This is a genomic window from Ideonella sp. (genome assembly GCF_036277275.1).
GTDB lineage: Bacteria > Pseudomonadota > Gammaproteobacteria > Burkholderiales > Burkholderiaceae_C > Ideonella.
On the sequence record NZ_DASUNH010000087.1, the window covers coordinates 41,141 to 53,650 of the forward strand.

The following is a 12,510-nucleotide window of genomic DNA, read 5'->3' on the forward strand; positions in this document are numbered from 1 at the left end:
GCTCGCTGCTCCCTGGCTCCAAGGCCGCAGGTGGGTTGCGCCCCGCGCCAATGTCAGGCGCCTGAGGGTCCATGGGAGGCAGACCGCTCGACAACCATGCAAGAAGCCCGGCCTACGCCTGCTCTCGACGACTCCCACCGCTCGGTGCTTGATATGGCCAGCCTTGACCAGCTGCGCCAACTGGACCCGACCGGCGGCAGTGGCTTTTTATCCCGGGTGCTCGGCACCTACGTCCGCTCGCTCGAGCGCCACGAGGCCGAGGCCCAGCAAGCGCGCCAAGCTGCCCAGTGGGATGCGCTCGCACGCACCGCTCACACCTTGAAGTCGGCCTCGGCCAGCGTGGGCGCACTGACTTTCTCGCAAATCTGCGCCGACATCGAGGGCCGCATCCGGCGTCAAGAGCTCGATCAGCTCGATCCGCTGCTCGACCGGTTTTTCCAGGAGGCGATCCTCGTGCGCGAAGCGGTCCAGGCGCAGTTGGGCGCCTCCGCAGCCGCCGGGAGTGGCGCACCCTCCGCAGGGGGCAAGGGATCCGGCAGCGGCCCTTCGTCCCTTGATGGGTCGGCAGCCTCATGACGGCGGCAGGGTCCTCTCTCGGCTTCAGCCACGCCGAGCGCCCCCGGGTGCTGCTGGTCGACGACGACGAGGTGAATTTGATGCTGGTGTCGGCCGCGCTGACCCAGCACGGTTTCGATATCACCGAAGCCACCGACGGCGAATCGGCGCTGCGCCTGCTGCGCGACTGGACGCCTGACCTGGTGGTGCTGGATGCGCGGATGCCTGGCCTCGATGGTTTCGAGACCTGCCGCGAGCTGCGCCGGATGTACGGCTTCGAGAACATCCCGGTGCTGATGCTGACCGGGCTCGACGACGAAGGCTCGATCAACCGGGCCTACCAGGCCGGCGCGACCGACTTCTTCGTCAAGTCGAACCAATGGAGCCTGCTGGCTGGCCGCCTGCGCTACATGCTGCGCGCCTCGCGCACGAACCTGGAGCTGGCACGCAGCAAGTCCAAGCTGGCGCGCGCGCAAGACCTGGCCCGCATGGGCAGCTTCGACTGGTGGTACGACCCCAGCGTGCCGCTGAGCCATGGGCTCGACCTGTCGGAAGAAGCGCTGCGCGTGTTCGGCTTCGGGCCGGACGACCAGCCGGGCCTGAACTACCTGATGCGCTCGATCCCGCCATCGGACCGGCGGGCGCTGCTGCGTTCGGCGCGCGAGGTGCTGCAGCAGGTGTCGGTGTTCGCGACCGACGTGCCGATGAACCTGCCCGACGGGCGCTTCCGCATCCTGCACGTCGAGGCCGAGCCGGAGTTTGCCGAGCATGGCCATTGCGTCGGCTACACCGGCATCGTGCAGGACGTGACCGATCGCCGCCAGGCCGAAGACACGGTGCGCCGGCTGGCCAACAACGACGCACTGACCAGCCTGCCGAACCGGCGCCAGCTGGTCTGGCGGACCGAACGCGCGCTCGAATACGCGCGCCGCCTGGGGCACCAGGTCGCGCTGCTGATGATCGACCTCGATCGTTTCAAGAACATCAACGACACGTTGGGTCATACCGCCGGCGACGAGCTGTTGATCGAAGTGGCCGCGCGGCTGCGCAGCTGCGTGCGCCACTCCGACCAGATCGTCGAGGGCGTGGTCGAATCGGCCGGCACCCGCACCCACCGCTCGCTCGAAGCAGTGGGCCGACTGGGCGGCGACGAATTCATCGCACTGTTGCCCGAAGTCGGTGACGAGCACGATGCCGAGCGCGTCGCCCAGCGCATCCTCGACGTGTTGCGCGAGCCGGTCTACGCCGGCGGCCAGGAATGTTTTGCCACCGCCAGCGTCGGCATCGCGCTGTACCCGCGCGACGGCACGAACGTGCACGACCTGATGCGCAACGCCGATGTGGCGATGTATCGCGCGAAGGACGATGGCCGCAATCGCCTGTCGGTCTACAGCCCGCAAGGCGCGACCCGCGGGCGCGAGAAGCTCGAGCTCGAAACCGCGCTGCACAAGGCGATCGAGCGCGACGAACTGGTGCTGCACTACCAGCCGCAGGTCGAGATCTCGACTGGCCGCATGGTCGGTGTCGAAGCGCTGATGCGCTGGCGGCGCGGCGACCAACTGGTGGCGCCGAACGAGTTCATCCCGCTGGCCGAGGTGACCGGCCTGATCGTGCCGATGAGCGAGTGGGTGCTGCGCGAGGCCGCCAAGCAGGCGCACATGTGGCAGCAGGAGTTCGGCTTCGACGGGACGGTGGCCGTCAACATGCCCTACCGCATGTTCCTGCAGAAGGACATGGTCGAGCTGGTGCACGGCGCGGTCAGCCCCTATGGCCTGCCGCACCGCATGATCCAGCTCGAGATCACCGAAGAGAGCCTGGTCAAGGACCTGCAAAGCATCCAGCCGACACTGCAGCGCTTGAACGAGATGGGCGTGCAGATCTCGGTCGACGATTTCGGCACCGGCTATTCATCGCTGTCGCGCCTGACCGACCTGCCGATCTCGGAAGTGAAGATCGACCGCTCGTTCGTCAAGAACATGGCGGTCACGCACAAGGGCACCGCGGTCGCGCGGACCATCATCGCGCTGGCCCAGGTGCTGGAGCTGCGGGTGATCGCCGAAGGCGTCGAGACCCTGGCGCAACAGCAGGCGCTGGTCAACGAGGGCTGCGACCTGATGCAGGGCTTCCTGTATTCGCGGCCGGTGCCGGGCGAACAGATCGGTCCTTGGAACCAGCAGCAGATCGTGGCCGGCCAGGGCGACTGGCAACGCGGGCCGATACCGGTGCGCGTGCGGCGCGAGCACGGCACATGAGAGGGTCGCTCCCTGCGGGGAGCGAGTAGAGCGTGAAAGACGCAGCCAGCAGCCTCACCCCGGCCCAGATCGCCAAGGCGGCGTTGCGTCGCCTGGCGTTGGCCAAGCTGGAGCCCACGCCTGAGAACTACGCTCAGGCCTGGGCCGAAGAAAGCGGCGAGGTCCGTGGTGGCGGCTTGCCGCCGCGCGCCAAGGCCCTGGCCGAGAAGATGGCGCAGCGGCTGTCCGACGACGCATCGCAGCGCAACGAGTTCGTGCAGCAGATGCTGCATGGCCAATGGGACGAAGCCCAGCGCTGGCTGGAACGCAGCAGTGAGTCGGCCACGTCGCTGTCCCAGTCCTGGGCCCAGTTGATCGAAAGGCTGGCGCGCGGGCTGGAGCGCGGTGGCAAGCAATGGACGATGGCGCGCAAGAAAGACAGCCTGCGCCGCGTGCTCGATTCCAGCCGCGGCGACATGCAGCGCATGCTGCACCGCCTGAAGCAACTGGTCGGCTCTTGGGACGAGACCACCACTGGCGTCGACACGCCAGAGGCCGAAGCCGAAGGCGCAGCCGCCCCCGCAGGCCCTGTGAGCGGCGTCGCCCCGTTGGAAGACGACCATGAGGGCGATTGGCCGAAGGTGGTCGCCCCCTTGCAGGCCACGGTGCAGGCCGCGCTGCCGGCCGATTCCGCCCGGGCGACCGAGTTGGCCAATGAGCTGAAGGAGCTGGGCGACCGCCTGGCCGCAGAAGGCGCCACGCCCGAGCTGGTCAAGCAGACCGAGGTCTTGTGCCAACGTGCCCGGCGCCTGCTGGCGCACCGCCACCACCTGCTGGACCAGGTGCACAGGTTCAGCCTGGAGCTGAGCGAGGGCCTCACCGAGCTGGCCGAAGACGACAGCTGGGTCCAGGGCCAGGTCGCCAGCGTGCGCGAGCGCCTGTCCGGACCGCCGAGTGCGCGGGCCGTGCAGTCGGCCAGCCAGTTGCTCTCGCAAGCGCGCATCCGTCAGCGCGAGCTGCGCGGTGACCGCGACAAGGCCCGCGATGCGCTGAAGGGGCTGATCCAGCGCATGCTGTCCGAGCTCGGTGAATTGGGTGAACACACCGGCCGCTTCAGCGACGGCATGCTGCGTTACGCCGAAACGATCGAGCGCGCCGATTCGCTGGAGTCGCTGGCCAGCGTCGTGCGCGAGATGGTCGACGAGAGCCGCAGCGTGCACGGCTTGGTCAGCAGCACGCGCGAGCGTCTGGCCGGCGAGCACCAGCGCGCGACCGAACTCGAAGCGCAGGTGCGCTCGCTCGAAGCCGAGCTGCGCCGCCTGTCCGACGAAGTGGGCACTGACGCCTTGACCCAGATCGCCAACCGGCGCGGGCTGATGCAGGCGTTCGAAGCCGAGAAGGGCCGACTCGAGCGCGATGGCGGCCCGCTGGCGGTAGGCCTGCTCGACATCGACAACTTCAAGCGGCTGAACGACAGCCTCGGTCATTCGGTCGGCGACCAGGCCTTGGTCGCGCTGGCGCAGCACGTGCGCCAATCGCTGCGGCCGGTGGATGTGGTGGCCCGCTTCGGCGGTGAAGAATTCGTCGTGCTGCTGCCCGGCACGCCGCTCGACGAGGCGCAGAAGGCGCTGACGCGCTTGCAGCGCCTGCTGACCGCGAGTCTGTTCATGCACGATGGCAAGGAGGTCTTCGTCACCTTCTCGGCCGGCGTCACCGAGTACCGCCTGGGCGAGAAGATCGAAGAGGCGCTGGAGCGCGCCGACGAGGCGCTGTACGAGGCCAAGCGCACCGGAAAGAACCGCACGTGCATCGCCTGACGGCGCAGCAAACCCCCTGCTGAACACGGCCGCCCGAACACCGCTCGGTGTTTTCCCGATGGCGTACGTTGTCATTGTTGAAAGCGCTTTCAAAACTTTCGTTGTCGTCCTAGGATCGCGCCGCGCGAGTTGGCGGTGGCATCTGCGCCGGCACCTCGTGTGGACTTCGCCCGTCGCCCAATCGGGCGAACGGAGCTCACAACCATTCGAGGAGACAGTGATGAAACGAATGACCGAGTGGCTCGTCATCATGTTGACGGGCTTGATGGTCTTGCTCTCGCCGGCCCGAGCGCAGACCCCCGACGACTACACCCAGGGTGTGGTGGTGGCCGGCAATACCGCCACCATCTGGTTCGCACCGACCTCCAGCACCACCACGTGGGTGGACCTCCACTACCGGCTGAACGAAGGGCCGCAGCAGAACCTCAGCATGCCGTGGGTTGCCGGCAGCTCGCGCTTCGAGAAACTGCTGCGCGAGCTCGTCACCGGCGGCGACGTGATCACCTACAGCTTCACCTACAACAAGGGCACGCCGGCCTACGACACGCCAGTCTTCACGTTCACGGTCGGCACCAGTGGGTCGGACACGGCGGCCAAGCCGACATTCAGCCCATCGCCCGGCAGCTACACATCGGCGCAGAGCGTGACACTCGCGAGCGCGACGCCCGGCGCCACGATCCGGTACACGCTCGACGGCACCAAGCCGACGCTGTCGTCGCCCATCTACACCGGTCCGATCCAGGTGACCAAGTCCACCACCATCAAGGCGCGCGCCTACAAGGACGGACTGAAGAAGTCGCCCGTCGGCAAAGGCATCTACACCATCACCAAGGGCAACGTCGCAACGCCGGTCTTCAGCCCGACCGGCGGCAGCTACGCCACCGCCCAGAGCGTCACGATCAGCACGGCCACGCCGGGCGCGGTGATCAAGTACACGACCGATGGTTCGGCGCCCACGGCGGGCTCGCCCACCTACACCGGCCCGATCACCGTGGCGTCGTCGAAGACGCTGCGTGCGGTCGCGCAGAAGACGGGGTTCGGTGATTCGGGCGTCGAATCGGCCGATTACTTCATCGGGGTCGGTACCTGGAATCAGCGAACCACCTTCAACATCGCCAACGGCACCAACGGTGCCTGGCGCGACGACCAGGTCTATTGGGCCATCATCGGGCGCGACTGGAACACCGACCAGTTCGTGCACGTGGACATGGCCGGCAACCTGATCCCGATGCAGCTGTCCGACAACGGCGCGCTGTGGAAGAACGGCAAGCCGTACAGCAACTACTTCTACACGCTGGCGCAGGCCAAGTCGGTGACGATCCCGCCGATCAACTCCGCACGCCTGATGCTGAGCGTCGGTGGCCCGATGTACATCTGGATCAACGTCGACGTGAACGGCAAGATCGCATATGCCGGTGCCAACATCGAGAACCCCGACGATCCCAACATCGACGTCACGTTCGATTTCGTCGAGATGGCGATCGTGCCGACGCTGGGCTTCTTCGGCAACACCACACGGGTCGACCAGTTCGGCTTCCCGGTGAAGATGCGCGTGCAAGGCCTGGGCGGCTATGACCGCACCGTGGGTGAAACCGAGACGCGCGACGCGATCTTCGCCGCCTTCCAGTCGGAGACGCCTGCGGAGTTCAAGAGCCTCGCGCAAGAGCCCTATGCGCCGTACCGCATCATGGCGCCGGCCCACGGCACCTTCCGCCACGATGGCCCGCACGCTCACTACCTCGACGCTTACATTGCCGAGGTGTGGTCGCGCTACACGACGCAGTCGCTGGTCTTCACCAACGCCCAAGGCACTTTCACTGGGCGTGTCAACGGCGGGCGCTTCGAGTTCACCGATGGTCTGGGCACCTACAACATCGCGCGCGCACCGACCACTGAAGAGGCCTTCCTCGGCAACGGCGTGCTCAACGATCCCACGGGCACCGCGCCCGGTACCCCCGCGTACGACAAGCAGCTGCAGATCCAGGCCCAGATGTGCGCGGCCCTGAACCGCCACATCGCCGAGGATCCGGAGCACTGGAGCAACTCCAGGTACTTCTACACCGCCGGCCAACCCGCGAACTGGTTCGCCAAGTTCTGGCACGACCACAGCATCGCGGGCCAGTCCTATGGATTCCCCTACGACGATGTCTGGAACTACAGCTCGTCGCTGCACACGCCGGCGCCCACCACGGTCACCGTGACGGTCGGCTGGTGAGGCCCGCGCACCGCGGGCTGTCCGGTCAGCTTGCGGTGCGCGCCAGGGAACCGAGACGTTAGCGGCCGGCATCAGAGCGCGCTCATTTGCAAAGTGCGTGATTTGAAACTGGCCGCAACGGATGGCTCGGTGCTTTCCCGGTATCGAGGAGAAAGCGCTTTCACAACCCCTCGCATCGACCTACCATCGGCCCGCTGAGAAATGCCGGGCCTGCTGCCGCGGCTGCTCATCCACCCGGCCATCAATGGAGCACCCGATGCGACGACTTGCTGCCTGGCTCGCCCTGACGTGGGCCAGCCTTTTTCTTTGGATCCTGCCGGCGCAAGCCCAGACCTCGGACGACTACACGCAAGGCGTCGCCGTCAGCGGCAGCGTCGCGACCGTCTGGTTCAAGCCGACCTCCGGCACCACCACGTGGGTGGACGTTCACTACAAGCTCAACAGCGGCCCGCAGCAGAACGCCCGCATGAGCTGGGTGGCGGGCAACGCGCGTTATGAGCAGATCGTGCAGCCGGTCGCCACCGGCAACGTCATCGACTACAGCTTCACCTACAACAAGGGCACACCGGCTTACGACACGCCGTGGTTCAGCTATACCGTCGGCTCTGGCGGTGGTGGCGACAGGGTGGCCACACCGACCTTCAACCCGCCGGGCGGCACTTATGCCTCGGCGGTCAGCGTGACCCTGGCGACGAGCACCGCCGGCGCGACCATCCGCTACACGCTGGACGGCACGACGCCGACCAAGACCTCGCCGAAATACACGGCGCCGATCACCGTCAAGAAATTCACCACGATCAAGGCGGTCGGCTTCAAGAGCGGGTTGACCAAGTCGGCCGTCGCGAAGGCTGTCTACAAGTTCGACAGCGGTGGTGGCGATGGCAATGCTGCTGCGCCGGTCTTGTCCCCCTGGGGCGGCTCGTTCAGCAGCGCGCAGCAGGTGACGATGACCAGCGCCACGGCCGGCGCGACGATCAAGTACACGCTCGACGGCTCGTCGCCGACCGCGTCGTCACCCACCTATGCCGGCCCGGTCACCGTCTCCAGCTCGCAGACACTGCGCGCGATTGCCACCAAGTCGGGCATGGGCGAATCCGGCGTCGTGACAGCCGACTACTGGATCGGCGTGGGCACCTGGAACAAGCGCACGACCTTCAACGTGGTCAACAACACCCGCGGTGTGTACCCCGACTCGCAGGTCTACTGGTCCATCATCGGCAAGGACTGGAACACCGGCCAGTTCGTGCACGTCGATGCGAACGGCAACCTGATCCCGATGCAGGTGTCGGACAACGGCGCGCTGTGGAAGAACGGCGAGGCCTACACGAACTACTTCATCCCGTTGTCGCAATCGAAATCGGTGACGATCCCACCGATCAACTCGGCCCGCATGATGCTGAGCGTCGGCAGCCCGATGTACATCAAGGTGCTGGTCGACGGCAACGGCAACATCGGCTATGCGGGTGCCAATATCGAGAACCCGAACGATCCGAACATCGACGTCTACTTCGATTTCATCGAGATGGCGATCGTTCCGGAGACGGGTTTCTTCGGCAACACGACACGCGTCGACCACTTCGGCTTCCCGGTCAAGCTGCGCCTGCAAGGCCTGGGCGGCTATGACCGCACCGTCGGCGAGACCGAAACCCGCGACGCGCTGTTCTCGGCCTTCCAGGCCAACGTGCCGAACGAGTTCAAGAGCCTGGCGCAGGCGCCTTACTCGCCCTATCGCATCGTGGCGCCGGGTCATGGCACCTTCAAGGACGGCGCGCCGAACGCGCATTACATGGATTCGTACATCCAGAGCGTGTGGAACAAGTACACGACGCAGACGCTGACCTTCACCAACGCGCAGGGCACGTTCACCGGCCAAGTGGTCAATGGCCGGTTCCAGTTCACCGACGGGCAGGGCACCTACAACATCTACCGCGCCCCGACGACGGCCGAGGCCTTCCTCGGCAATGGTGTGCTGAACGACGCGACCGGCACCACGCCGGGAACGCCGGCCTACGACAAGCAGCTGCAGATCCAGGCCCAGATGTGCGCGGCGCTCAATCGCCACGTCGTCGAAGACCCGGCCCACTGGAGCAACTCGAACTACTTCTACCCGGGCGGCCAGGCCGCGAACTGGTTCGCCAAGTTCTGGCACGACCACAACATTGCCAAGCAGTCGTACGGCTTCCCGTACGACGACGTGTGGAACTACAGCTCGTCGCTGCACACGCCGGCACCCACGACCGCCACGGTCACCATCGGCTGGTAAGTTCCTCTCTCGTTGGGAATGGGCCCCGCTCGCAAGGCGGGGCCTTTTTTATTGTGCGGCCGCGCGCCACGCCGCCGCGCCGACACGACAGGCTGAGCTCGATGGACTGAACCGGGGTCGGGATTCCAGCGCTGCATCGGGGCATCGGGACGGGAGCCTCGCGTGCCTCGCGCCAGAGGGCTGACGCCTTTCGACCCCTTCGCGGGAAAACACCGAGGCGTGAAAAAGGGCGGTGCATTGGCCTTTTCTTCATCGGTCAGCCGCTCGCCGTCTTCCTAGCATCGTGGTTCAACAAGAGCCACTCAGCGATGCCGCCGATCAACCACCAGCAGCCCCCCCCCAAGGCGGTGGTGCGTCGGGTTGGGCGCACCATGTCTGAAGGCGGCTGGCTGGCCCAGGCGCTGCCCTTGCTGCTGCTGGCCTTGCTGGCCGGCCGTGCGGCCGACGATGCGCAAAGCCTGCAGCTGTCGGCCCTGTTGCAGCTTGCCGGTTCGGTGCTGCTGCTGCTGTCCGTGGCCTGCTGCAAGATCGGTGTCTGGCGCGCCGCGAGCCGCCAGGCGCAGCATGCCGGGGCTTGCGCGACCACCTGGGCCTTGCGCGTGCTGGTGCTGGCTGGCGGACTGGCCTTCGGCCTCGCCTTTGCAGAGCGCCACGGCGGCGCCCGGACGTTCGAGATGGGCCAGATCGCGCTCGGCCAGGATCCGGTCGCGGTGGTCGACGCGCGCATCAGCGCCGATGGCCGCAGCCTGCTGCTGTCCGGTACCTTGGGCGCCGGCTCGGCGGACAAGGTGCACGAGCTGCTGGCCAACGCGCCGGGCGTCCGTCTGGTGCGCCTGCAATCGGCCGGCGGCCGCCTGTTCGAGGCCGAGAGCATTGCCGCCGACATCCGCCAGCGGCGCCTGAACACCTATGTCGACGGCCTGTGCGCCAGTGCCTGCACGATGGTGCTGCTGGCCGGTCGCCAACGCGGTGCCGCGCCGGCCGCGCGCATCGGCTTTCACCGGCCCAGTTTTGCCGGCGTCGACGACGATCGTGCGGTCGATGCCGACGCCCTGATGCGCTACTACCGCAACGCCGGCATGGCGCGCGCGTTCATCGACAAGGTGCGCGCCACGCCAAGCCACACGATGTGGTTCCCGCCGCGGAAGGAACTGGAGCGCCACCGGGTGCTGACCCCCGCGCTGCTTGCAGGCGGCTTGCTCGCCTCGCGTTGACCTCCTCTGGGCAGGGTGGCAGGTGGGCAGGTATGCTCGCCAGCCATCACGAACGCCCCAGGGAAGCAGGCATGAGCGACGCCCCGCAGCAGCACCCCGCCATCCGCGTAGGCATTGGCGGCTGGACCTTCGAACCCTGGCGCAACAACTTCTATCCGGCTGACCTGCCGCACAGCCGTGAGCTCGAGTACGCCAGCCGCAAGTTGACCGCGATCGAGGTCAACGGCACCTACTACAGCTCGCAAAAGCCCGAGACGTTTGCCAAGTGGCGCGACGAGACGCCCGACGATTTCGTCTTTTCGCTCAAGGCGTCGCGCTTTGCGACCAACCGGCGCGTGCTGGCCGAAGCCGGCGAGTCGGTCGATCGTTTCGTCCGCAGTGGCATCGCCGAGCTGGCCCACAAGCTCGGGCCGATCGTCTGGCAGTTCGCCCCGACCAAGCGCTTCGACCCCGTGGATTTCGAGGCCTTCCTGAAGCTGTTGCCGTCCAAGGTCGGCGAGCGGCCGCTGCGCCACGTCTTGGACGTGCGACACGACAGTTTCAAGAGTCCCGACTACCTGGCGCTCGCGCGGCGCTACCACGCCGCGACGGTGTTCACCGATTCGGACGACTACCCGTCGTTCGCCGACGTCACCGGTGACTTCGTCTACACCCGCATGATGCGCACCGACTCGAGCCTGCCGCTGGGCGTTGCACCGGAAGCGCTGGACCAACTGGCTGCCTGTGGCCAAGTCTGGCGCGATGGTGCAGAGCCGGCGGGCGTGCCACGCGTGGCGCCCGAGCTGCCGGCCACGTCGCCGCGCGACGTGTTCATGTTCTTCATCAGCGGCGCGAAAGAAAAGGCCCCGCACGCTGCAATGGCATTGCGGGAACGAATCGCCCGAACTGCCGGGTAAAGCGCTTGAGGTGCGTCTGGATGTAGGCCCCCGCCGGGGCCGGTCGCCACACCTCGTCACATGCGCTCACAGTCTCCGCCGCTGCATCCCCTATCTTGAAGGATGTGAAGACTTTGAGAGATGTGGCAGCCATGAAACTTGACTCGACTTTTCAAGCCCGACACACCGGCGCCTCTCGCCTTGCCCTGTTGGCCCTGGCTGTTGCAGGATCCGCCTACGCCGCGACGCCGGGCACCGGCAACCCCGACGGCAATTGCGCCGTCCCGACCGCGGCGCAGGCCGACAGCATCGCCAATGCCCGCGTCGTAGGCACCGGGTCGCCGAGCAGCTGCACGTCGGCGGCCTTTGTCAACGCCGTGGCGCAAGGCGGTGCCATCAAGTTCAACTGCGGACCGGACCCGGTCACCATCACGTTGACGCAGACGGCCAAGGTCTTCAACAACAAGCCCAACGTCGTGATCGACGGCGGCGGCAAGGTCACGCTCAGTGGCGCTGGCGTGCGGCGCATCCTCTACATGAACACCTGCGACCCGAAGCAGGTCTGGACGACCGACCACTGCGACACCCAGGACACGCCGCGCCTGACGGTGCAGAACATCACGCTGACGAAGGGCAATTCGAAGGGGCAGACCTACGGCTTGTCCGAGGTCTACGGCGGTGGTGCCATCTACGCGCGTGGCGGCCGGCTGAAGGTCGTCAACACGCGCTTCTTCCGGAACACCTGCGAAACGACCGGCCCTGACCTGGGCGGGGCGGCGATCCGCGCTTATGGCGCGTCACCCACGGCACCGGTCTACATCACGCGCAGCACCTTCGGTGGCGGTTCGTACTACGGCAACAGCTGCTCGAACGGCGGCGCGATCAGCGGCCTGGCCACGAACTTCAGCATCTACAACAGCCTCATCAGCTACAACACCGCTGTCGGCAACGGCGCCAACCCTGCCGCCCCGGGCACGCCCGGCGGGGGCAGCGGTGGCGGCATCTACCAGGACGGCAACACGATCAACCTGACGATGTGCGGCAACAAGATCCAGCACAACCATGCCAATGAGGGCGGCGGCGCGTCGTTCTTCGTCAGCAATAACCGCACCGGCACGATGTCGATCACCAACTCGACGTTGATCGACAACCCGAACGACAAGTTCGAGACCAACGGCTTGCCTGGCATCTTCATCCTGGCCAAGGCCGGCCAGCCGGTGATCACGAACTCGCAGATCAAGCCCTGACGGCGGGCCGGCGGACGCCGGCCTTGTCTTGATCCGTCAAGGTCTTCTACAAGGGCGCTCCACGCAGGCGGGGCGCCCTTTTCTGCATTCCGT

8 protein-coding genes are annotated in these 12,510 nt (G+C 66.5%); all 8 read left to right on the top strand.

From position 1 onward, the window contains the following. The first annotated feature begins 96 nt into the window (after nt 1–96). The 8 genes from VFY73_RS15135 (at nt 97) to VFY73_RS15170 (ending at nt 12,417) form a co-directional block, all read left to right on the top strand. Nucleotides 97–576 (top strand): Hpt domain-containing protein, encoded by a 480-nt coding sequence (locus VFY73_RS15135; RefSeq protein WP_329720146.1) that lies wholly within the window; start codon nt 97–99, stop codon nt 574–576. Then, entirely contained in the window at nt 573–2,807 is a 2,235-nt protein-coding gene (locus VFY73_RS15140; RefSeq protein ID WP_329720148.1) for a putative bifunctional diguanylate cyclase/phosphodiesterase, read from the top strand. The genes VFY73_RS15135 and VFY73_RS15140 overlap by 4 nt, the downstream gene beginning before the upstream one ends. A 32-nt stretch (nt 2,808–2,839) precedes the next feature. Beyond that, nucleotides 2,840–4,603 (top strand): GGDEF domain-containing protein, encoded by a 1,764-nt coding sequence (locus VFY73_RS15145; RefSeq protein ID WP_329720150.1) that lies wholly within the window; start codon nt 2,840–2,842, stop codon nt 4,601–4,603. Nucleotides 4,604–4,823: 220 nt separating this feature from the next. Further along, nucleotides 4,824–6,818: a beta-1,3-glucanase family protein gene (locus VFY73_RS15150; RefSeq protein ID WP_329720152.1), complete on the top strand. Its 1,995-nt coding sequence runs from the start codon at nt 4,824–4,826 to the stop codon at nt 6,816–6,818. Nucleotides 6,819–7,074: 256 nt separating this feature from the next. Next, nucleotides 7,075–9,081: a beta-1,3-glucanase family protein gene (locus VFY73_RS15155; protein WP_329720154.1), complete on the top strand. Its 2,007-nt coding sequence runs from the start codon at nt 7,075–7,077 to the stop codon at nt 9,079–9,081. A 371-nt stretch (nt 9,082–9,452) separates the two neighbouring features. After that, nucleotides 9,453–10,295, top strand: coding sequence for a hypothetical protein (locus tag VFY73_RS15160; protein ID WP_329720156.1), 843 nt, complete (start codon nt 9,453–9,455; stop codon nt 10,293–10,295). Between the two features lie 71 nt (nt 10,296–10,366). Then, entirely contained in the window at nt 10,367–11,191 is an 825-nt protein-coding gene (locus VFY73_RS15165) for a DUF72 domain-containing protein (RefSeq protein WP_329720158.1), read from the top strand. Between the two features lie 131 nt (nt 11,192–11,322). Beyond that, on the top strand, nt 11,323–12,417 hold the full coding sequence (locus VFY73_RS15170) for a hypothetical protein (protein WP_329720160.1): 1,095 nt from the start codon (nt 11,323–11,325) through the stop codon (nt 12,415–12,417). Nucleotides 12,418–12,510: the final 93 nt, after the last annotated feature.